The 22273-nt window shown below is 64.9% G+C and carries 20 protein-coding genes; 8 read left to right on the forward strand and 12 right to left on the reverse strand.

Annotation, left to right across the window (positions count from 1 at the left end):
* The coding region (locus BEK68_RS14245) for an ABC-type transport auxiliary lipoprotein family protein (RefSeq protein WP_065851752.1) at positions 1 to 595 on the forward strand (595 nt) is incomplete at its 5' end.
* 38 nt (positions 596 to 633) lie between these two features.
* Positions 634 to 1899: a VanZ family protein gene (locus BEK68_RS14250; protein WP_009239226.1), complete on the forward strand. Its 1266-nt coding sequence runs from the start codon at positions 634 to 636 to the stop codon at positions 1897 to 1899.
* Here BEK68_RS14250 and BEK68_RS14255 read toward each other — a convergent pair.
* Together BEK68_RS14255 and BEK68_RS14260 are read right to left on the reverse strand one after the other, a co-directional pair.
* The gene (locus tag BEK68_RS14255; RefSeq protein WP_009239225.1) at positions 1887 to 3131 is read right to left on the reverse strand and encodes a rhizoferrin export MFS transporter; all 1245 of its coding nucleotides are present in this window, start codon (positions 3129 to 3131) and stop codon (positions 1887 to 1889) included. The two genes, BEK68_RS14250 and BEK68_RS14255, sit on opposite strands and share 13 nt — an antisense overlap.
* Positions 3128 to 5095, reverse strand: coding sequence for an NRPS-independent rhizoferrin synthetase (locus tag BEK68_RS14260; protein ID WP_009239224.1), 1968 nt, complete (start codon positions 5093 to 5095; stop codon positions 3128 to 3130). Before BEK68_RS14260 ends, BEK68_RS14255 begins: the two co-directional genes overlap by 4 nt.
* Positions 5096 to 5703: 608 nt before the next feature.
* Here BEK68_RS14260 and BEK68_RS14265 point away from each other — a divergent pair.
* Together BEK68_RS14265 and BEK68_RS14270 are read left to right on the forward strand one after the other, a co-directional pair.
* Positions 5704 to 7806: a phosphocholine-specific phospholipase C gene (locus BEK68_RS14265; RefSeq protein ID WP_009239223.1), complete on the forward strand. Its 2103-nt coding sequence runs from the start codon at positions 5704 to 5706 to the stop codon at positions 7804 to 7806.
* A 494-nt stretch (positions 7807 to 8300) separates the two neighbouring features.
* The gene (locus BEK68_RS14270; protein WP_009239221.1) at positions 8301 to 8762 is read left to right on the forward strand and encodes a hypothetical protein; all 462 of its coding nucleotides are present in this window, start codon (positions 8301 to 8303) and stop codon (positions 8760 to 8762) included.
* A 76-nt stretch (positions 8763 to 8838) separates the two neighbouring features.
* Here the strand turns inward: BEK68_RS14270 and lipA are convergent, their stop codons facing one another.
* From lipA to BEK68_RS14285, 3 genes are all read right to left on the reverse strand, one after another.
* On the reverse strand, positions 8839 to 9840 hold the full coding sequence (gene lipA / locus BEK68_RS14275; RefSeq protein ID WP_004633801.1) for a lipoyl synthase: 1002 nt from the start codon (positions 9838 to 9840) through the stop codon (positions 8839 to 8841).
* 42 nt (positions 9841 to 9882) lie between these two features.
* Positions 9883 to 10572: a lipoyl(octanoyl) transferase LipB gene (gene lipB, locus BEK68_RS14280; protein ID WP_004633803.1), complete on the reverse strand. Its 690-nt coding sequence runs from the start codon at positions 10570 to 10572 to the stop codon at positions 9883 to 9885.
* 160 nt (positions 10573 to 10732) lie between these two features.
* Positions 10733 to 11092, reverse strand: coding sequence for a DUF2917 domain-containing protein (locus BEK68_RS14285; protein WP_004633805.1), 360 nt, complete (start codon positions 11090 to 11092; stop codon positions 10733 to 10735).
* Positions 11093 to 11242: 150 nt separating this feature from the next.
* Between BEK68_RS14285 and BEK68_RS14290 the strand changes: the two genes are divergently transcribed.
* Positions 11243 to 12205, forward strand: coding sequence for a transcriptional regulator GcvA (locus BEK68_RS14290; protein ID WP_004633806.1), 963 nt, complete (start codon positions 11243 to 11245; stop codon positions 12203 to 12205).
* Between the two features lie 89 nt (positions 12206 to 12294).
* Here the strand turns inward: BEK68_RS14290 and BEK68_RS14295 are convergent, their stop codons facing one another.
* The 4 genes from BEK68_RS14295 to BEK68_RS14310 form a co-directional block, all read right to left on the reverse strand.
* Positions 12295 to 12594 carry a YbeD family protein gene (locus tag BEK68_RS14295; protein WP_004633811.1) on the reverse strand — a complete coding sequence of 100 codons (300 nt, stop codon included), beginning with the start codon at positions 12592 to 12594 and terminating at the stop codon, positions 12295 to 12297.
* Positions 12595 to 12614: 20 nt separating this feature from the next.
* Positions 12615 to 13817: a D-alanyl-D-alanine carboxypeptidase family protein gene (locus BEK68_RS14300; RefSeq protein ID WP_009239220.1), complete on the reverse strand. Its 1203-nt coding sequence runs from the start codon at positions 13815 to 13817 to the stop codon at positions 12615 to 12617.
* Between the two features lie 94 nt (positions 13818 to 13911).
* Positions 13912 to 14559 carry an alpha/beta hydrolase gene (locus BEK68_RS14305; RefSeq protein ID WP_004633816.1) on the reverse strand — a complete coding sequence of 216 codons (648 nt, stop codon included), beginning with the start codon at positions 14557 to 14559 and terminating at the stop codon, positions 13912 to 13914.
* A 35-nt stretch (positions 14560 to 14594) separates the two neighbouring features.
* Positions 14595 to 14924, reverse strand: a complete 330-nt coding sequence (locus BEK68_RS14310; protein ID WP_004633818.1) for a (2Fe-2S) ferredoxin domain-containing protein — start codon at positions 14922 to 14924, stop codon at positions 14595 to 14597.
* Between the two features lie 451 nt (positions 14925 to 15375).
* Here BEK68_RS14310 and BEK68_RS14315 point away from each other — a divergent pair, with 451 nt between their 5' ends.
* From BEK68_RS14315 to BEK68_RS14325, 3 genes are all read left to right on the forward strand, one after another.
* A complete protein-coding gene (locus tag BEK68_RS14315) occupies positions 15376 to 16665 on the forward strand; it encodes a dicarboxylate/amino acid:cation symporter (RefSeq protein WP_004633821.1) in 1290 nt (429 codons plus the stop codon).
* Between the two features lie 101 nt (positions 16666 to 16766).
* Positions 16767 to 18785 (forward strand): sensor histidine kinase, encoded by a 2019-nt coding sequence (locus tag BEK68_RS14320; protein WP_004633822.1) that lies wholly within the window; start codon positions 16767 to 16769, stop codon positions 18783 to 18785.
* 25 nt (positions 18786 to 18810) lie between these two features.
* The gene (locus BEK68_RS14325; protein WP_004633824.1) at positions 18811 to 20127 is read left to right on the forward strand and encodes a sigma-54-dependent transcriptional regulator; all 1317 of its coding nucleotides are present in this window, start codon (positions 18811 to 18813) and stop codon (positions 20125 to 20127) included.
* Positions 20128 to 20184: 57 nt separating this feature from the next.
* On the opposite strand, the gene BEK68_RS14330 is transcribed toward BEK68_RS14325, so the two are convergent.
* The 3 genes from BEK68_RS14330 to BEK68_RS14340 all read right to left on the reverse strand — a co-directional run bounded on the left by BEK68_RS14330 (position 20185) and on the right by BEK68_RS14340 (position 22237).
* Positions 20185 to 20922 (reverse strand): DUF2278 family protein, encoded by a 738-nt coding sequence (locus tag BEK68_RS14330; protein ID WP_009239219.1) that lies wholly within the window; start codon positions 20920 to 20922, stop codon positions 20185 to 20187.
* A 139-nt stretch (positions 20923 to 21061) separates the two neighbouring features.
* Positions 21062 to 21622 (reverse strand): TlpA disulfide reductase family protein, encoded by a 561-nt coding sequence (locus tag BEK68_RS14335; protein ID WP_009239218.1) that lies wholly within the window; start codon positions 21620 to 21622, stop codon positions 21062 to 21064.
* Between the two features lie 102 nt (positions 21623 to 21724).
* Positions 21725 to 22237, reverse strand: coding sequence for an O-acetyl-ADP-ribose deacetylase (locus BEK68_RS14340; protein WP_009239217.1), 513 nt, complete (start codon positions 22235 to 22237; stop codon positions 21725 to 21727).
* Positions 22238 to 22273: the final 36 nt, after the last annotated feature.

Here is a 22273-nt window from a genome sequence, read left to right on the forward strand (position 1 = left end):
AGCTTGCTCCAGCGCGCCGGTGGCGCCCGCCGCCCTCTATGACTTTGGACTCGCGCCTGCCGCAAGCGCTGGCGCGCGCCTGCCCACCGCCTTGCGCGTGGCCGACGTGGCCGGCCCGGGCTGGATGGACGGCAACGCCATCTATTACCGCCTCGCCTATGCGCAAGGCCAGCGTACCGACGCCTACGCCAACAGCCGCTGGGTGGAATCGCCCGTGAGTCTGTTCGATGCCCGTTTGCGCAATGCGGCGGCAGGGCGCGGCCAGGTGATCGGCTATCCCACGCCCGATGTGCCGAGCCTGCGTGTCGAGCTGGTCGATTTTTCACAGGTATTCGACAGGCCCGATGCCAGCCGCGGCGTGGTGCGCCTGCGAGCAACCGTGTCACTGGCGCGCGGTGTGATCGACCAGCGCGTGGTACAGGCTGACGCGCCGGCCCCGAGCCCGGACGCTGCAGGCGGCGTGGCCGCCCTCACGCAGGCATCGGACAAGGCCATCGGCGAGGTGCTCGACTGGGTGGCGGGCCTGCCGCTCGCGGCGTCCGCCTCTTCGACACCGGCAACGCCCGGCGCTGCACTTGGCACGCGCCGGCGCTAATACCGCCACCTCTGAACCGGATGGAGGAACCATCCGTGATGCGCGGCATCGGACGCTATGATGGACGGCTTTTTCCGGCCACGTCCGCTCCTCTTTCTAGCTCGCTCCTTCCGGTGACGGACTTCCACTCGCAACCCGCTGCACCCACCCAGCATCGCCACTCGCCGCTTGCGCGCGCCGGGCTGGGGTGGTTCGTGCTGCTGGTCGTCTACGCAAGCCTGTATCCGTTTGCCGGCTGGACAGACACCGGCGTGTCGCCGTTCGCCTTCCTGAGCGCACCGCTGCCGCGCTACAACACCGCCTTCGACATGCTCACCAACGTGTGGGGCTACATGCCGCTGGGCATGCTGACGGTGCTGGCGCTGCATCCACGCATCACCGGCTGGCGCGCGGTCTTGCTGGCGCTGCTGGCGGGGTTGCTGCTCTCCGGCGCGATGGAGGCGATCCAGACCTATCTGCCCACGCGCGTGTCCTCCAATGTCGATCTGGCGACGAACACGCTGGGCGCCTTGCTGGGCGGCCTCGTCATGTTGCCTTTTGCGGCGCGGCTGATCGACCGCGGCGGGCTGCGCCGCCTGCGCCGCCGGTGGTTCGAGCCACATGCGACCTTTGCCATCCTGCTGATGCTGGTGTGGCCGTTCGCACAGATTTTTCCGCAGGAATTCCTCTTCAGCATGGGCGGAGTGATCCGCAGCATCCTGCTCGATCCATCGCCGGATGCGTTTGTGGTCAACCTCGTCAACGGCTGGTTTCCGGAGCTGTTCGACTGGCAGGACAAGCTGACGGCGCACCCGGAAGCACTGCAGCGCCAGGAACTGCTGGAAGCGCTCATCACCGCCTGCAGCTGGATCGGCACGGGGCTGCTGGCCAGCGTGGCCATGCGCAGCGGTGCGCCCATGCTGCGCCTGCTGGCTGCGCTGCTGGCCGGCGCGCTGCTGGTCAAGGCGGGGGCGACGGTGCTGCAGTTTCCGCTGGGCGGCGCGTGGGACTGGCTTTCGTCCGGCGCGCGTTTCGGGTTGATTGTCGGCTCGCTGGTGCTCGTGCTGCTGGTGCGGCTGCCGCGCTGGTTGCGCGGCGCGCTGGCCATGACGCTGCTGATTGCGCTGATCATCCTGTCCAACGTGCTGCCGCCGAGCCCGTATTCGTGGGTGTCGGCGCAAAGCTGGCGGCTGGGGCGCTTCGTCCATTTCAACAGCCTGTCGCAATGGATCGGCTGGCTGTGGCCGTTTCTGGGCCTCGGCTATCTCGCCTGGCGCGCCGAGCAGACGCAGCTGCAGCGGCGCGCCGGACGTCACGCGCGTTGAGTGCCCGCCGCAGCAGATGCGGGATGCGGTGAGGCAGCGCGCCGCACCGCAATCAGTGCTGCCAGCGCCGCCAGGTACATCGCCGCCATGGCGACAAAACCCGCGCGCCACCCGAACACGCCTGTCGACCAGGCGGCCACGCCCAAGCCGACGAGGGCACCGCCCTTGGCTGCGCTACTACACAATCCCAACGCAAAACCTTGACGATCTTCCGGGCTTGTCTCAGCGACCAGGCTGTTGAGGACCGGCAGCAGGCCGCCAAGGCACAGGCCCCAGGCCAAACGTGCGGCAATGAAGCCGACTTCCCCTTGCGCAAGGCCTTGCCAGAGCGCGGTGACGCCGCATACCGCGGTCAATGCGCACACGCGCCCCAGCGTGACATGCACGGGCAGTCCGGCAAACCGCTTTGCCCACCAGCGCGCAGACAGCGCCAGTGTTGCCGCCGTCGCGCTGTAGGCGAGACCTGCCAGTATCACCGAGCCATGCAGTGTCTCGGTGATGTACGGCGCGAGAAAGCCTTGGGGCATGACGCGCGCCGCCTGCACAGCTACCGTCCCGAGCAACAAGCCGATCACCAGGCCGCTCAAGGGCGCGTGCCGTGATTGCAGCATGTCGGAGGTCGATTTCGACGCGCTGCGCGGGGCGGGGCCGATGCCCGGCAAGCAGAACATCGCCAGCGGAACGCACGCCAGAATCACCACCGCGCCCGCCGTGTTGGCCATCCGGAAGCCCATCCACGAGACGAGCCATGCGCCGACCGGCGGAGCCATGAAGCTGCCGCACGCCGTGACGGTCTGCAGATCGGCGAAGACGCGCCGGCGCATGTCGGCAGGTGCCACGCGCATCGCATAGATCTGTGCGGCTGCCAGAAAGCCGGCCAGCCCGCCTTGCACGGTGCGCGCCAGCAGCACGCTGGCCGCCGAGTCCGCATGGACCGACCACAGCTGCGACGCTGCCAGCGCGATGAGCGCTCGCAAGATCATCGGCTTGGGCCCGACGCGATCAGCCAGGCGGCCCCACCAGGGCGCGGTGACAAGCGTGGCGGCCATCGGCGCGAAGTACGCTGCGCTCGCCACCCACGCGAACGGCACATGCGGCACCGGCGACAGCTCGCGCAGGAACAGTGGCCAGAACGGCCCTGTCATTTCCATCGCGCCCATTGAAAGGGCCTGGATGACGAGGAGCCACCGAATGGCCTCGCGCCACGCGTCCACGGGCGTTGCGGGGCTCATGTCCGAACCGCGTCGGCCAGCGGGTTAGGCAGCGCGGCGTGCATGTCGTCGGACTGGTCGCGCAGGCGCATGCGAACGAACGTCTTGAACGACCATGGCGCTTCGAGCAGCGCGTGACGCTCCTGCTTCCAGGTGTCGGCATCCAGCGCCGTGCGGTTTGCCTCGAACACGGCCTGCATGGCGTCATGCCACTGGCGTAGCCCGACGGCGCTACCGTGTTCGGGAAACAGCGCCAGCGCCAGCTCACCGATATGGCACAGCAGGAAGGCGTGGATCAGCTTCTTGCGCGGGATGTCCCGATCGGGATACGTGGTGTGGCCTGCACGGAACGGCTCGATCGAGAAGCCTTGGGCCTGCAGCGTCGGCAGGGCGATCTTCACGTCGCCAAAGTCACGCACCACCAGCCGCACCGGCATACCGGCCTCGTCGATGACGACGAAGGTGTTCTGCTGATGCGCCTCCAACGCAATGCCGTAACGCAAATAGAGGCCGACGATGGCCGGAATGGCTACGTGCAGGTACGCATCGAAAAAGCGCGCAGCCCGCTCGGCGCGCGTGCCGTCGGCCTGGCGCGCCAGCACGGTGTCGAGCAGCAGCGGTGCTGCTGCGTGCGTCATGTCGGCGGTGAAATCCGGTGTGAAGAGGGCACCGACCGGCAGCAGCCGCGCGTTGCCGGCGATGCGCGTGGTGGGGTTGTCGCGCACGATCATCGACAGATGCCGGGCGCGCTCGTCGTCGGTGCCGGCCAAGTGGATGCCATGGCGTTCCGGCACGATCGACAAGACGCTCGCCAATGCTGCGTCGTTCGCGAGGATGCGTTCCAGCAGCGCACTCACGCGCGGGCCCATCACGGCCGATTTGGGCGATACGGTGCGCTCAACGCTGGTCAGCCGCATGCTGACCGGCAGCTTGAGCATCGCGCCGCCCGGCGCGTCGGTCGCGGCCACGGTGCGGAATGACATCGTTGGCCGGGCGGCAATGTTGATGTCCGGCAAACGGATCAATTCGCCTGCGGCAAATTCTGCGGCGAAGGTCTCACCGAGTGTCGTGTCGCGCTGCCACGGGTGAACGGGCAGCGGCAGCCACGCTTCGGGCGCGAGCTGGCGTGCCAACAGGGCTTTGCGAAACGCCGCCATGGTTTGCGGGAACGCCGCCGCGAACCAATTGGCGTACGGCTGCACACCGTCCATCGTCGTGACCTGCAGTCGATGCGCCGCCACCGCCACCACGCCGAGGGGCACCTGTGCCTCGAACTCTGGCGACAGCGCAATCACCTGGTCGGGAGCCAGTCCCAGCCGTGTCTTGTAGGCCGGATGCCACGGGTGGCCGCCGGTGCCCCATTGCTCGGTGCGCGCCAAGGCGTGGGGCGTGCCGTCGCCGCAGAGCAGGGCCAGCGCGTCTTGCCACGCGGCGGTGCGGTGCTCGGCAGCGAGACGTGCGCCCCAGGCGAGTCGATAGGCCTGGCACAGCGTGTCGTTGTCCTGGCTGTTGTCGAGTTCTGCCGCGAGCCGGTCGATGGCGGCGAGGCGATGGGCCTCGGCGGCATCGCCCATGTCCAGCATGGGCGCGAGCCAGTGGAGCAGGGCTGATGGACGTTCAATCGGCGTCGGCGGGCGATCGTGCGCCAGCACAGCGACGTCGCCCGTCAATGTCCAGCTGCCGAGTGCGCCCGGCCGCAAGCCAGTGAAGCGTAACAGCACGCGCTGCTGCCAGATCGGCAGCAACGTCACATCGGCGCGCGTATCGGCGATGAGTCGATCTGCGCTGAGCAGCGCTTCACGAAACAGCGCCTGCAGCAGGCGCGACAGCACCCGGCAGCGTGCCAACTGCTGCGCCGCCGACCAATGTTCGGTCTGCACGCCGGCATCGCGCAGCGCGGGAATGGATTCAAGACGGAGGTTGCCGGCTGCAGCGGCAGCGGATGCGGTTTCGGTGTGGGCGGCGGTATCAGATCGACGTTGCACGAGGGCTCCTACGGGACATGAGCGTGTGCAGGCGAGCGGGGCTCGACCCTGCAGCACAGGGGGTCCAGATGTAGGGGCCGCTTCAGAGACAGGCGGGAATGCAACGCTCCCATGACGAAGCTGCACGGGAGGCTTGTTCTCTTCTAGGTATGTGCGCAGTGCAGGCAGCCTGGTCGGCTGCATGAAGGCATCATTTGGTGTGCTGCAGTTTAGATGAGAATGATTCCCACTTGCAAAATTATTCCATCAACTTAAGGCGATCGGGTGACAGCACCGGCGCGTGCCGTCTTCACGCAACCGACATGAATCCTTTCTACCTTAGCGCGTGGTGAGTTGACGGCGCGCGCTGCTCGGTCCGGCTCGCTGATGTCATCAGGAGGTCATCCGTGTCTGCCACCCGAAAGGCCCACGCTACCCGTCGATTGCTCGTGGTGTCTGCAGGCGCCCCCGCGTTGCCTGCGTCGCCGCCTCAATCGGTTGCTTCGCGAGACGGCCTGGCGCCTCCTGTGATCCATACCGTCGACTGACTTCGTTGCTCGCGCTCAGTCAGGCGTTGCCCCGTGTTGCCCCCCCCAACCTCCCAAATACACAGACATCAGGACGAGAACATGACCTCCAACAGTCGCCGTGGTTTTCTCCGATCCGCCGCCCAGTTGGCTGCTGCATCCGCAGCCATGGGCGCGGTGCCCGAAGGCATTCGCCAGGCGCTGGCGATTCCCGCCCACAACGCGCACCGCAATATCGAAGATGTGCAGCACATCGTGATCCTCATGCAGGAAAACCGCTCGTTCGATCATTACTTCGGCACGCTCCGTGGCGTGCGCGGGTATGGCGATACGCGTACCGTCACGCTGCCGAGCGGCAAGAGCGTGTGGCATCAGCCGGTGGCCGGCGGCGCGGGCGAGGTGCTGCCGTTCCGCCCGAGCGCGCCTGATCTCGGCCTGCAGTTCCTGCAAGACTTGCCGCACGGCTGGAACGACACGCACCTTGCCGTCAACGGCGGGCGTTACGATGGCTGGGTCCCACACAAGGGCACCACGACGATGGCGTACCTGACGCGCCAGGACATTCCGTTCCACTATGCGCTGGCCGACGCCTTCACCATCTGCGACGCCTATCACTGCGCCACGCCCACGTCGACCGACCCGAACCGCTACTACATGTGGACAGGCTATGTCGGCAACGACAACGTCGGCGGCGGCCCCGTGATCGACAACGCAGAAGCCGGCTACGGCTGGTCGACGTATCCGGAAGTGCTCGAAGCCGCCGGCATCTCGTGGAAGATCTACCAGGACATCGGTACGGGCCTGGACGCCGCAGGCTCATGGGGCTGGACGAGCGACGCCTACATCGGCAACTACGGCGACAACTCGCTGCTGTACTTCAAGCAATATCAGAACGCGCAGCCTGGCAACCCGCTGTACGACAAGGCGCGCACCGGCACCAACGCAGCGGCCGGAGAGGGCTACTTCGACATCCTCAAGCGCGATGTGCAGAACGGCACGCTGCCGCAGGTGTCGTGGATTGCCGCGCCGGAAGCGTTCTCCGAGCATCCGAACTGGCCGGCCAACTACGGCGCGTGGTACATCGACCAAGTCCTGCAGATCCTGACTTCCAACCCCGAGGTGTGGAGCAAGACCGCGGTGTTCGTTACCTACGACGAGAACGACGGTTTCTTCGACCACCTCGTCCCGCCGTTTGCCTCATCGGGCAGCAATGGCCTGTCGACGGTCGACACCACGGGCGAGTACTTTCCGGGCAACAGCACGTACGGCGCCGGCAGCTACGGCCTGGGCCAGCGCGTGCCGATGCTCGTGGTATCGCCGTGGTCAAAGGGCGGCTACGTGTGCTCCGAAACGTTCGACCACACGTCGATCATTCGTTTCATCGAGCAGCGCTTCAAGCGCACGCACAACGTGCGCTCGCCGAACATCTCGAAGTGGCGTCGCGCCGTTTGCGGTGATCTGACGTCGGCGTTCAACTTCGCCACCCCCAACGAGGTGGTGCCTGCATTGCCTAGCACCGCGGCCTACGTGCCGAAGGACAAGCTGCGCCACGCCAGCTACGTGCCGCTGCCCCCGCTGGTGCAGGCCGTGCCGAAGCAGGAAGCGGGCGTGCGAGCGTCGCGTGCGCTGCCGTACGAACTGTTCGTGCGCGGGCGCCAGGACGAAGCCGCCGGCAAGTTCCAGCTTGAATTCGTGAACACCGGGGACGTGGGGGCTGCCTTCCTCGTCTACACCGCCGGCAGCACGGATGCGCCGCGCACCTACACGGTCGAGGCAGGCAAGCGGCTGTCGGACAAGCTGGCCGTGAACGCAGGCGGTGCCTACGACTTCACGGTGCACGGCCCGAACGGCTTCCTGCGCCGCTTTGTCGGCAAGCTCACGCTGTCGGGCCTGCTGAGTCCGCACGGTCACGCGCTGGAAGTGAAGGAAGGCTACGACGTGGCCAACGGCAACCTGCAACTGCGCCTCATCAATCACGGCCGTGCGCCGACCGTCTTCACCATCAAGAGCGCTTACACGGGCGAAAGCGTGCAACGCGAAGTGCGCGGCGGTGACGATGCGTCGGTGTACCTCGACTTGCGCAGCCACCACGCCTGGTACGACCTGACCGTCACGGCCAGCACCGATGCCGGTTTCGCGCGTCGCCTTGCCGGCCACGTTGAAACCGGCCGCGTCAGCGCGTCCGATCCAGCGCTGAGCGCATAAGCGAGACCCAAGCAAAACGGCCCGCTGGCTTGATTTGCCAGCGGGCCACTTTTTTTTTCTTGCGACGCTCAGCGTCAGAGTTGCTTCGTGTACGTGTGTGCCTGATACAGCGCCAGCGCGCTCAGCCCGACGATCACCACGATCGCCAAGACATCGGCAAACGGATAGCCCCAATAGTGCGTCATTGCGTGGTCTCCCTCGGTTCGGGGTCAAGCAGGCCGGTATCGGCCATACGTTGACGGCCGAACTCGGTGGCGTCTCCGTGGCCTCAGGAGGGACACCGCCGCGGATGACCTCCAGGTTTTCCGCGCTCTCCGACACCATCTCGGCTCAAGTGCCTCTTCTTCCCGGCAAGTGTGCCAAACGATTGTTGATATATGGAGAACAGTATTTTCTTCAATCTTGTATTTATCCATCAAGGGCAACGATCTATTCTGATCACAAGCGCAACGAACTGAGCGCAACCGAATATCCAGACAGATCAGGAGCCCATCATGAACACCCGCCTCGCAATCGCTTTCTCCCGTCACACCCTGGTGGCCCTGGTGGCCACAGTTTCCGCTTCCGCCGCTCTGCTATCGGCCCAGCCGGCAGCTGCAGCGGTCCAAAGCAGCGCCGATCCGTACACGCAAGGCGCCGTTGCCAAGGCTGACCCCTACACGCAGGGTGCTGCCGCCAAGTACGACGTCTATACCCAGGGTGCGGACCGTCAAGCTGATACCTACGGCTATCTGTCGTGGAAGAACGATCGCTTCGATCCGTACACCCAAGGTGCCGTCGGCAAGGCTGATCCATACACCGATGGCGCCATCGCCAAGGCTGATCCGTACACCGACGGCGCTGCTGCCAAGTACGACGTCTACACGCAGGGTGCCGATCGCCAGGCCGACACCTACGGCTATCTGTCGTGGAACGGCGATGCCTCGTATCCGAAGGACGCCGCTTCGCAAGCCTGATCGAGCCGTACCAAAGCAAAAGGGCCTTGGGTTCTACCCCAAGGCCCTTTTTGTTTCTGCAGCGTTCCGGCGGTACTCAGACCACGCCGGCTTCGTGTGCCTGCTGATCCGCGTGGTACGAACTGCGCACCATGGCGCCCACGGCCGCGTGCGTGAAGCCCATCTCGTACGCCTTCTCTTCGAACATCTTGAAGGTGTCCGGGTGCACATAGCGCAGCACCGGCAGATGGTGGCCCGACGGCGCCAGATACTGGCCGATGGTCAGCATGTCGATGTCGTGCTCGCGCATGTCGCGCATGACTTCCAGGATTTCCTCATCCGTCTCGCCCAGGCCGACCATCAGGCCGGACTTGGTCGGCACGTTCGGGTTGCGGGCCTTGAAGTCCTTCAGCAGCTTCAGCGAGTGCGCGTAATCCGCACCCGGGCGCGCCTGCTTGTACAGGCGCGGCACCGTTTCGAGGTTGTGGTTCATCACGTCGGGCGGGCATTCCTGCAGGATGTCCAGCGCCTTCTCCAAGCGGCCGCGGAAGTCCGGCACCAGCACTTCGATGCGCGTGGCCGGCGACAGGGCGCGCGTGCGCGAGATGCAATCGACGTAATGCTGGGCGCCGCCGTCACGCAGGTCGTCGCGGTCGACGCTGGTGATGACGACGTAGTTGAGCTTGAGTTCAGCGATCGTCTTGGCCAGGTTTTCCGGCTCGTTCACGTCGAGCGGATCCGGGCGACCGTGCCCGACATCGCAGAACGGGCAGCGGCGCGTGCATTTGTCGCCCATGATCATGAACGTGGCCGTGCCCTTGCCGAAGCACTCGCCGATATTCGGGCAGCTGGCCTCTTCGCACACCGTCACGAGGTTGTTGGCGCGCAGGATGTCTTTGATTTCGTAGAAGCGCGAGTTGCCGGTGGCGGCGCGCACGCGAATCCAATCCGGCTTCTTGAGCTTCTCGGCCGGCACGATCTTGATGGGGATGCGTGCGGTTTTGTCGAGCGACTTCTGCTTGGCCGTCGCGTCGTACGGTTTGTTCGACGGGGTGGCAGGGGTGGCGACTTCAGTGGCGCCGGCGGCGGAATCGGTCATCGTGTTCTCCGCACGGGCTTGCGGCTCGTGCATATCCGGGCGCTATGCGGTAGCGGCCTCGGCGGGGTGCGCTTGCGCGCGTTGCTGCAATTGAGCGACCAGCGCATTGGCCAGGTCGCGGGAAACGGTTTGCCAGTCGTTCGCATCGACGGCGCGTCCGGACGCATCACGGGCGCCGGCGGTCACCATATCGACGGTTTCCAGGCCGGCATAGCCACACGGGTTGATCTGCGTGAAGGGCGACAGGTCCATCGCCAGGTTCAGGCTCACGCCGTGGTAGCTGCAGCCGTTGCGGATCTTCAGCCCCAGCGCGGCGATCTTGGCGCCGGCATGCGGCCCGCTCGACAGGTAGATGCCGGGGGCGCCAGCCTTGCGTTCGGAGGCGACATTATACGTGGCGAGCGTCTGGATGACGGCCGCCTCGATGGCATCGACCAGCGCCTTCACGAACAGCCCGCGTCGGCGCAAATCCAGCAAAAGGTAAGCGACAACTTGGCCAGGGCCGTGATAAGTGATCTGACCGCCACGGTCGACTTTCACCAGCGGAATGTTGCCGGGGGCCAACAGATGCGCGGGATCACCGGCCAGGCCGAGCGTGAACACCGGCGGGTGTTCGACCAGCCAGATCGTGTCAGGAGTATCGGGCCCGCGCCGCGCGGTAAATGTCTGCATTTCGTCGAAGCAAGCGGCGTAGTCCTGCAGGCCGCGTTCGACGATGTCAATCGGAATCATGCTCGCGAGTGTAGCGCAGGGCCGTCGATGTCGCCGTGCGCCTTTGCCCGCTTCGGTCGCAGGGTCGGGCAAAAAAATGCCGGCGCGATGGGAGGCATCGGCGCCGGCATCGGCTTTTGCGGCAGATGCCGCAAAAGGAGGCTTGAAACAGATTTCGCGCTCAGGCCGCCACGATGGGCGTGTCGGCGTGCTCGTTCCAGCCGAGCGCCGCGAGCGTGTGGCGCCAGCCGTTCGTGACGTGCCACGGCTTGCGCGGCATGTGGCCGTCGGTGGCTTCTACTGCCAATGCCACTGGGCCAAGGGCTTTCGGGTCTACCGAGACGACGATTTCTTCGCCGCGCTTCACGGCAACGCTGCCGCCCGCGCGCAGCCATTCGTCGCCGGCTTTGTTCTCGTGCGTGACCCATACGTCGCGACCGCAGGCTTCTTCGACGCGCAGATTCTGGTTGGCCGGCATGCGCAATGCCACCACTTCGCCGGGCTGCAGAGTGAATACAATTTTTGTTAGTACAGCTTTCATGATCGGCTCCTTCACGGCATCGGGATGGGGCCTTGCCGTTGAAGGAAGTCTAGGCGCTTGGTTGCCTAGTACCAAACGATATATATTGCGTTTCTTGATAGTGCAGCTCACATAAAAATCACCCGGCGCTACGAAAATCCGGAGGGAAAGATGACCGAAATCCGCGAACCGATGCGCTTGCCGTCACTTGGCGCGCTGAGGGTGTTCGAGGCGGCAGCCCGCTATGAGAGTTTTTCGCGTGCAGCGACGGAGCTGTTCGTTACGCACGGCGCCGTCAGCCATCAGATGCGCACGCTGGAAGACGAGCTGGGCGTGCCGTTGTTCGAGCGGCGGGGCAAGCGCGTCATGCTCACGCACGCGGGCCGCGCCTATGCCGATCGCGTGCGCGAGGCGCTCGACCAGATCGCCCAGGCTACGCACCAACTGCGCGCCGGTAACCGAGACAACCGCCTGGCCATCAGCACGATGCCGTCGTTTGCGGCGCGCTGGCTGACGCCGCATATCGGCACCTTCATCGAGCGCCATCCCGAGTTGGAAGTGGAACTGTTCTCCAGCCCCGCGCTGGTCGATTTTGCGCGCGAAGAGGTGGACGTGGCGCTGCGCATGGGTTCGGGCAACTATCCGGGCCTGTACGTGGAAAAGCTGCTCGACGATGTGTTCTTCCCGATCTGCAGCCCGTCGTTCAACGGCGGACGCCTGCCGCGCACGCTGGCCGAGATGGCAAGCATGACCCTGCTGCGCAGCGAGGGCGAGGCATGGAAACCGTGGTTCGATGCGGCCGGCCTTGAGGGGTTTGTGGAGCCGCGCGGGGGGCTGATGTTCCAGGATTCATCATTGCTGTTGCAGGCCGCGGCAGCGGGGCAGGGCATTGCGCTGATCCGCCCGACGCTGGCGTTCAACGAATTGCTGGCCGGCCGCGTGGTGCGCCTGTTCGAGACGACGATCCCCTGTCCGTGGAACTACTACTTCGTCTGTCCACACAGCGCGCTGCAGACGCCCAAGATGCAGGCGTTCCGCACGTGGCTGCTGCCGGAGATTGCGGCGTTCAAGCTCAAGCTGGCGGGGCTGATGAACGACAACGCGGTGTGCCTGGGGCACGTGTCCAAGGGCTGAGCCCGGGCATCGGAAAAAATCCTCTACAAAGCAGAACGCCCCGGCATGACCGGGGCGTTTTGCGTTCTGCTGAGTGCTGCGGAGGTGCGTTACAGCACGATTTTTACCATCGGATGGCTCGTCAGCGCCTGGTAAAGCGCGTCGAGCTGTTCGCGGCTCGTCGCACGCACGATCACCGTCAGGCCCAGGTAGTTGCCACTGGAGGACGGACGCTTTTCCAGGCGCCCTTCGTGGAACTCCGGATCGTGTAGGCGGACGACCTCGACAATGGTCGCGGCAAAGTCGTCATGCATCGGCCCCATCACCTTGATGGGGAAATCGCTCGGGTACTCGATGAGCGACTGTTCGGGCGGAATATGGCCCGGCGGGGGCGTGTGAGAGGAGGTCATGTCGAAGTAAGTGGGGACGACTACTTCTTTTTAAACCACAGCTTGACCGCGTCGATCGTGCGGCCGACGAAGCCGGCTTCCGGCACCGCTTCGAGCGCCACCACCGGGAACTCCGACACCACGGTCGAACCGTCCATCACCTTCACAGTGCCCAGCTGCTGGCCTTGGGCGATCGGGGCGATCAGCGGGTCCTTGCGCTCGAGCACAGGCTTCAGGCGCGCACCTGCGCCCTTGGGCACGGTGATCCACTTGTCCTCCGCCACGCCCAGCTTCACGCTCTTGGCCTGGCCCTTGTACACGTCGGGCGTCTGCAGCGCTTCCTTGGCCTTGTAGAGACGCACCGTATCGAAGAACTGATAGCCGTAGTTCAGGACCTTCAAGCTCTCCTGTGTGCGGATCGCGTCGCTCTTGGTGCCGATGATGACCGACAGCAGGCGGCGGTTCGCGCCCGGCACGTCCGGCAGCGGACGGTTGGCAGAGGTGACGAGGCAGTAGCCGGCCGACTTGGTGTGGCCTGTCTTGCCCCCGTCGACGGTCGGGTCGAGCCACAGCAGGCGGTTGCGGTTGGACTGCTTGATGTTGTTATAGGTGAATTCCTTCTGCGAGTAGAACTTGTAGTCCTGCGGGAAATCCTTGATCAGCGCCGCGGTCAGGATCGAAAGATCACGTGCCGTGGAGTAGTGGTTCGGATCGGGCAGGCCCGCGGCGTTCGCGAAATGCGTGTTCTTCATGCCCAGACGCTCGGCTTCGCGGTTCATCAGCATCACGAAGTTCGTCTCAGTGCCGCCTACGGCCTCTGCCAGCACGAGGGCTGCATCGTTGCCGGACTGGATGATCAGGCCTTGCGTCATCTCCCGCACTGAGGCCGGTTTGCCGGCTTCCAGGAACATGCGCGATTCGTCGGTCTTGACGGTGCGCACGGTCTCGGTGGGCGTGATCATCTGGTCGTACTTGAGCTTGCCGTCGCGCACGGCTTCGAAGACCAGATAGGCCGTCATCAGCTTGGTGAGCGAGGCGGGCTCGATGCGTTCATCCATGTTGGCACCGCCGAGCACCTGGCCGCTGGTCACGTCGGTCAGCATCCATGAGCGGGCCGCGACCTGCGGTGCGGGCACCGGCTGCGCCATAGCGGGTAGCGCAGTGACCAGCACGGCGGCCGCCACGGCGGTCGCGGCGGCGGAATGGAAGGCGAAGGGCGTGAAATGGGCGAAGCGGGTCTGCATGTCGGGTCCTGCGGTCTGCTTGGAGTTCAATGGCGCCGCCTGCCAGAAAAAAGGGGGGGGGAGGCGCGGCGTCCGGAAAATCAACGGGTGGGTGTTACGGTTTTGGCGCCCAGGCGCCTGTAATGAGCTGCCGGATCAGATGCAGCTTGCGGTGGAAGAAATGATCGGCGCCCGGGATGACGATCACGGGCAGCTCCTGCGGCCGCGCCCAGTTGAGCACGTCGATCAGCGGCACGGTGTCATCCTGTTCGCCGTGGATGATGATGGTGTCGGCCGGCACCGGGGCGACATCCCAGCGCGAGGTGGCGGTGCCGACCAGCGCCAGGCGTTCGGCAGGTGTGCCGGCCTCGGCCAGGCGGCGTGCCACCTGAGACACGACAAAGCTGCCGAAGGAGAAGCCGCCCAGTGCCAGCGGCAGTGTGGCCACATCGGCGGACCATTCGGTCTGTGTACGCATCCAGTCGAGCACGGCCAGCATGTCGTCCTGCTCGCCGATGCCGTTGTCGTGCGTGCCCTCGGTCTTGCCTACGCCGCGGAAGTTCAGGCGCACCGTCACATAGCCGAGGCCGACGAAGGTGCGTGCCAGCGTCTGCGCGACTTTGTTGTCCTTGGTGCCGCCGAACAGCGGATGAGGATGGCCGATGAGGGCCAAGCCGCGCGGCGCGGTGTCTGGCCGGTCGATCGACAGGTCGATCTGTCCGACCGGGCCGGGAATTAGGCGTTCTTCGGTATGAACGTTCATGGAGAAGGGGAAAGCAGATGCAGTAAAGCGCGGGCTCACGCGCTGGCAGGGCGGTCGACCATCAGCCGTTCGACCGGTTTGCCTTCGATCAGATGGCTCTGGATGATCTCGTCGATGTCTTCCTTGTCGACAAAGGTGTACCAGACGGCCTCGGGGTAGACCACCATGACCGGACCGAGTTCGCAGCGGTCCAGGCAGCCGGCCTTGTTGATGCGCACGCGGCCTTCACCGTTGATGCCGAGTTCCTTGCAGCGCTTCTTGGCGTATTCCTGCATGGCCTTGGCGCCAAAGTCGGCGCAGCAGCGCGAGCCGTCCTCGCGTTCGTTCAGGCAGAAGAAAACGTGGTGCTGATAGTGGCTGCTCATGGGCGGACCGAGAAGGCTGGGAGGGCTGCGTGACAGCGCGCACGGCAGGACGCGAATAGCTTCCTGGCGTCGCGCACACATGTGGATTTGCGTAACGAGCCGGCATTATACGGCCCCGATGTCTCCTCTCCCCGAGCAGGCGGGCGCGAGGCAACCGCGCGATGCTGCGTTGCAACACGTTATCCGGATGTCCGGACACCCGCTGTGCGCGGATTCCGGGATTGACGACGGTTGGGGCGGGTGCCATCGTAGTCACACCAAGCTGGTACAAGGGCTGGCGGGCCGTCAGTGTCTGAAAGTGAGGTTGGCATAGCCCTTGCAATTAAGAGCGACCTGCTGCGGGAGATGCCGGACACATCAGCGTATCGAGGCAGGAGAGAGACCACACCAGGGCGGGTCGGACCGGGCGAGCAGCTGAGCGCACGGCCGGTCTGTGACACTCGAGGAAGACATGAAAAAACCGTTCTACAAAATCCTGTACGTACAGGTGCTGGCGGCCATCGTCATCGGCGTTCTGCTGGGCCATTACTCGCCCGAACTCGCCGTCAAGATGAAGCCGCTGGGCGATGGCTTCATCCAACTGATCAAGATGGTGATCGGCCCGATCATCTTCTGTACTGTCGTCTCCGGCATTGCCGGCATGCGCGACATGAAGAAGGTGGGCCGCGTGGGCGGCAAGGCGTTGCTCTACTTCGAGGTCGTCTCGACCTTCGCGCTGATCATCGGTCTCGCGGCGGGCCACATCTTCAACCCCGGCGCGGGCTTTAACGTCGACGTCAACACCATCGATGCCAAGGCTGTGGCGCAGTACGCCGCCAAGGCGCACTCGGCCAGCACGGTCGACTTCCTGCTCAACATCATCCCGAGCACGGTGGTGGATGCCTTCGCCAAGGGCGACATCCTGCAGATCCTGCTGATCGCGCTGCTGTTTGGGGGTGCACTTTCTGCCATGGGCGAGCGCGCGCAGATGGTGACGGACTTCATCGACCAGATCTCGCACGTGTTCTTCCGTATCGTGCACGTCATCACGCGTGTGGCCCCGATCGGTGCCTTTGGCGCCATGGCTTTCACCATCGGCAAATACGGCGTGATCTCGCTGGTGCCGCTGCTCAAGCTGGTCGGCACGTTCTACTTCACGGCGATCATCTTTGTCGTGGTGGTGCTGGGCATCATCGCGCGGGTGGTCGGCTTCAACATCTTCCGCTTCGTTGCGTACATCAAGGAAGAACTGCTAATCGTGCTCGGCACCAGCTCGTCGGAATCGGCGCTGCCGCACCTGATGGAAAAGATGGAGAAGCTGGGCTGCTCGAAGTCGGTGGTGGGCCTGGTGGTTCCGACCGGTTACTCGTTCAATCTGGACGGCACCAACATCTACATGACGATGGCGGTGATCTTCATCTCGCAAGCACTGAACATCGAGCTGACCTGGACGCAGCAGCTGACCATCCTGGCCGTTGCCATGCTGACGTCGAAGGGCGCATCGGGCATCACCGGTGCGGGCTTCATCACGCTGGCCGCAACGCTGGCCGTGGTGCCGGATATTCCGGTGGCGGGCATGGTGCTGATTCTCGGTATCGACCGCTTCATGAGCGAATGCCGTGCCCTGACCAACATCACCGGCAACGGCGTGGCCTGCGTGGTGATCTCGGCCTGGGAGCGTGAATTGGATCGCGCCAAACTGGCTCGCGTGCTGTCGGGCGACCGCAGCGACGAGGGCGTGCCGGCCACCCCGGCAGTTTGATCGATCGGTTCTAGCCGGCGCCTGCGGGCGCCGGCGCCTGAAAGCGCAAAGCGTATGATTGCGGGGCCTGTCCTTCCAGACGGCCCCGCGTCTTTTTTGGGATGCACCTCGTGAAGCACCTCGGCGACATGCCGACTGCGGGCACGGCGTTGGAAGGCACGGCAACACTCTCTGCCGCCGACCTCCAGCCGATGTCCGATCCCGATTTCTCCTTCACCAGCGCCTCCGGCTCGCGACGCGGCTTCTGGTGGCTGGTGGCGCTCGGGCTCGTGGTGGTGATGGCCGTGGTGTGCGCGACCACCTTTGTGGTGGCGTGGAACCGGGGCCTCACGCAGGCCCAGCAGGCCGCCGGAGGGCGGGTCGACCGCTATGCCGCCAACCTCAAGAGCACGCTCGATCGCTACGAATACCTGCCGGCCCTGGTGGCGCTGCATCCGTTCATCCACGATCTGCTCGCCAATCCGACACCTGCCAACGTCGACCGCGCGAACCGCTATCTGCGCGAAGTCAACGATCGCGCGCACGCCACTGCCACCTACGTGATCGCCCCCAGCGGCAAGGCGCTGGCAGCATCCAACTACAACCAGCCCGACAGCTTCGTCGGCGCCGAATATCTGTTCCGGCCGTATTTCCAGCAGGCAGCGGAAGGCCACGTCGGGCGCTTCTACGGTATTGGCATTACGCGTGAAGAGCCCGGCTATTACATCTCCCAGCCGGTCATGCAGGATGGCCGCGTGATCGGCGTGACGGTGGTCAAACTCAACCTCGAATGGTTCGGCCGCGCCAGCCACGACGCGTCGGAACCGGTGATGGTGGCGGATGAGAACGGTGTGATTTTCCTGTCGTCCGTGCCCGCGTGGCAGTACCGCACGGTGGAGCCGCTCACATCCAAGCTGCAGGCGCAGTTGGAAGCGACGCGCCAGTATTACCGCAAGCAGATCACGCCTCTGCCGCTGCAGCCGGAGGCGCCGGCCTTTCTGCGATTGACCGGGCGATTGCCCGAAGGTGCAGAACTGATCCGCGTTGGCGAGCGCACGAACGCCACGCGCTATCTGCAGGTTTCGCGTGAACTGGTCGAGCCGGACTGGACGCTGATGTATCTCACGCCGGTGGAGCCCGTGATGAGTGCTGCGCGCAGCGCCACCGTGGCGGCCGCATTTGCCTTTGCGTTCGCGTGCCTGCTGCTCTTCTACTGGCGTCAGCGGCGCCTGCGCATGATGGAGATGCTGCGTAGCCGCCGCCTGCTCGAAGCCGCGTATGACCAGCTCGAGCGCCGTGTCGAAGACCGCACGGCCGACCTGATGGCCACCAATGAACAACTGCAGCACGAGATCGTCGACCGCACGCGTGCCGAGGCCGAACTGCGCGCCACGCAGGATGAACTCGTGCAGGCCAGCAAGCTTGCCGCGCTGGGCCAGATGGCCGCCGGCATCACGCACGAACTGAACCAGCCGCTGGCTGCGCTGCGCACGTTCTCCGACAACACCCGTATCCTGCTCGAACGCGGCCAGCACGGCGCTGCCACCGATAACCTGCAGGCAATTGCCGACCTGACCGAGCGCATGGGCAAGATCACCGCACAGCTCAAGTTGTTTGCGGGACGCTCACGGCGCAAGGTGGTGGATGTGCAGGTGCGCGTGGCGCTGGATCACACGCTCGCGCTGCTGCGCCCTCGCCTGGGCGACGTGTTGGTCGAACTGCACTGGCGCATCCCCGAGACAGAGGCCGTCGTTCGCGCAGATGAACTGAAGCTGGAGCAAGTGCTGATCAATCTGATTGGCAACGCGCTCGATGCGATCAACGCCAATGAACCGGTACGCGCCGGCCGCATCGACATCACCATCGGCCCCACCGAGGGAGCGCAGGCGCAATCGAATCAACTGACCATCGCCGTGCGCGACAACGGCCCTGGCATTCCGCCCGACGCCATGCCGCACCTGTTCGAGCCGTTCTTCACCACCAAGGAGATCGGCCAGGGGCTCGGCCTTGGACTGGCGATTTCCACCAGCATCGCGCGCGACTTTGGCGGCTCGCTGTCGGCGGCCAACATGCCGGGCGGCGGGGCCCAATTTACGCTGACATTGGTACGCGCCGACGTCACCTCCGCGGCAACCACCTGATCCGTTTTCCACACAGATACGAACCATGTCCGAAGGCTTGAACGTTCTCTTCATCGAAGACGACCCGCCTGTGCGCCAGGCCACCGCGCAGAGCCTGGAACTGGCCGGCTTCAATGTGCAGGCGTTCGGCAGCGCCGAAGAAGCCGTCGGCAAGATCGACGCGAACTTTCCCGGCGTGGTCGTGAGCGACCTGCGCCTGCCGGGCGCGAGCGGCCTGGACGTGCTCACGCACTGCCAGTCGTTTGGCACGGGCATTCCCGTGGTGCTTGTCACCGGCCATGGCGACATCACGATGGCCGTGCAGGCCATGCGCGAAGGCGCGTTCGACTTCATCGAGAAGCCGTTTCCCGCCGAACGCTTGACCGAGACGGTGCGTCGCGCCGTCGAACGCCGCGCGCTGGAGTTGGAAAACCGCGCACTGCGTCGTGAACTGGCCGGCCCGGCGGCTGGCACGCGCATCATCGGGCGCTCACCAGCGATGGCCGCCGTACGCGCGCTGATCGAGAACGTCGCGACCACCGATGCGCCGGTGCTCATCAACGGCGAGACCGGCACGGGCAAGGAACTCGTCGCGCGCAGTCTGCACATGCTCTCGCCGCGTCACGACAAGCCGTTCATCGCGCTGAACTGCGGCGCCGTGCCTGAACAGATTTTCGAGAGCGAGATGTTCGGCTACGAGGCCGGTGCCTTCACCGGTGCGGGCAAGCGGCGCATCGGCAAGCTTGAGCACGCATCGGGCGGCACGCTGTTTCTCGACGAAATCGAGAGCATGCCGATCGCGCTGCAGGTCAAGCTGCTGCGCGTGTTGCAGGAGGGCGCGCTGGAGCGGCTGGGCTCGAATGCTTCGGTGCGCATCGACGTGCGCATCGTTGCGGCCGCCAAGGGCGATATGGAAGCGCTGATCGAGGCGGGCGGTTTCCGGCGCGATCTGTACTACCGCCTGAATGTCGTCGTCATCGACCTGCCACCGCTGCGCGAACGCCGCGAAGACATCATCCCGCTGTTCGAACATTTCCTGCTCGAAGCCGCTGTGCGCTATCAGCGTCCGCTGCCGATGCTGGCCGAGCGTCAGCGCCACGAGCTGATGCAATCGAACTGGCCCGGCAACGTGCGCGAGCTGCGTAATGCGGCCGACCGTCTTGTGCTTGGCGTCGGCCGCATGCCGGTCGTGCCGGATGCTTCGGAAGACGGCATGCCGCTCAAGGAGCGCGTCGAGCGCTACGAGCGCACGGTGATTGCCGAAACACTGGCGCGCACGGGCGGCTCGGTCCACCAGGCGGCGGACATTCTGCAGGTCGGCCGTGCGACGCTGTATGACAAGATCAAGCGGTACGGCCTTTGACTTGGCACGCCCACACGCGACCACGCGCGGCACAAACCGGGCGTTGTCTTTTCGCGCTCAACCCGGAATCGGATGCGCATCCGCCACCGGATATCCACGGTCATCCGTCGGAATCCGCTGCGTCTGAAACGCGATCAGCAGCGCCTGAAATTTGCCGTCGGTTTCCACGATGACAGCACCGTCCTGCTGCGTGCCGTTTTCGCGCGAATGGTCCTTCACACCCGGTGTATGCACGACCGGGTTGCCTTGGTTCATGTGCGTCTCGTGCAGTCCGTTGTGCTGCGGCTCGAACAAGAAACCGAAGCCGTAGACCGTGACGTCGGTGCGCGGCGGCCAGCCTTTACGGTCGTCGTCGCCAGAACTGCCGTGGTAGACGTAGTCGATCGGCGTGGCGGTGCGGTCGAGGTTGAGCATGTCGTCAACGAGCGCGTTGATGTCGTTATGTTCGGTTTCGGTGTCCAGCGCGATCGGCCGCATGTTCGGGAAGTCCACGAGCCCGGCGTCGCGCAGGTAGTCCAGGCGTGGGAAGCCGCCTGCGTGCAGCCCGGGGGCGAGCGCAGTCAGGTCGGCGGTGATCGGCAACTGCAGATCCGTTGTCCACTGATACAGCACGTGATAGCCGGCAGCACCCGCACCTGGCATGCTCGAGTCGGATTTCACATTGGCGAGCACCACAAAGTCCGCGCCATCCGGCGCTTCCAGCACGATGGCGTAATGCGGATTGCCGTTGTAGCCCTCCAGGTAGGGCACGCCGAATTTCAGCTTGCCCTTGAACATGCAGTAGTGATTGACCATGCGCACTCCATCGAACCAGGCACTGACGGACCGTCATTACAACAGGCTCGCGTGAACCTAGTGTGGAACCTGTATCGCCCGAAAACAAAAACGCCCGGCATCGACCGGGCGTTTCGCTTGAATCGGGGGCGCGGACCGCTTAAGCCTGCTTGCCCAGCGCCTGCTTGAGCAGAGAATCGAACGACGACCATTCCGGTTCGCCCACATAGCGCTTGAGGATGCGGCCTTCGCGGTCAACCAGGAACGTGGTCGGCGTGAGCTGCACGTCGCCGAACGCCTTGGCGGCGGAGCCGTCCGCGTCCATGGCGACCTTGAAGGGCAACTGTCGCGTCTGGCTGAAGTTCATCACATACATCGGCGCGTCGTAGCTCATCGCCACGGCCACGTATTCCAGGCCTTCGCCTTTGTACTTGTTGTACGTCTGGATCATGTTGGGCATTTCCTTGATGCAGGTGGCGCAACTCGTGGCCCAGAAGTTGACGAGATAGACCTTGCCCTTCAGGTCTTGCGTCGAAAGCTTTTGCCCATCCAGCAGCGTGAACGTGGCAGCAGGGACCTGCTGCGACGGCGAGAACGCACGCCAGCCGAACCAGCCGCCCACAGCCAGCACCAGCATGATCACGGGCAGCAGCCAGCGGCGGCCGCCGGACGTGGCGGTGGCAGTTGCTGGGGCTGCGGAGGAAGTCAGGGTCGAGGCCATGTCGGCAACGGGTCAGGAAGAAAAATCAAGCGTCTATTGTAGGCCCGACGCGCCGGCGCCGCATGTCCGCCGCGACAATCCGTCCATGGCGCGATGCGTGCGTCACTTATCGCTGGCGAGGGCGGCTTCGTACAGAGCGAGGTGAGTGGCGGAAAAGCAGCAAAAGGTGATTGCGTCCAAGCCGGCGCCATGCTCGCGCGCGGCACGTACGGCAATCGGTGCAGCCAACTGCGGCGGGAAGCCATACACACCGGTGCTGATGCACGGAAACGCGATGCTGCGCACCTCGTGCTTGCGCGCCAGTTCCAGGCTGTTGCGATAGCACGCGGCCAGCAACGCCGCCTCGTCCTGCCGGCCACCGTGCCAGATCGGCCCGACGGTGTGGATGACGTAGCGGGCAGGCAGGCGAAAACCCGGCGTGAGTTTCGCTTCACCGGTGCGGCAGCCATGGAGTGCGCGGCACGCCTCCAGCAGTTCTGGCCCCGCCGCGCGGTGGATGGCGCCGTCCACGCCGCCCCCGCCGAACAGCGAGCTGTTCGCCGCATTGACGATGGCATCACAGTCGAGCGTGGTGATGTCGGCACGCAGGGCACGGACGGTGACAGAGATTGGCATGGCGCGGTCCTTGATAGGGAGAGCGGACGTCTGTGT

This window comes from Ralstonia pickettii, from assembly GCF_001699815.1.
GTDB lineage: Bacteria > Pseudomonadota > Gammaproteobacteria > Burkholderiales > Burkholderiaceae > Ralstonia > Ralstonia thomasii.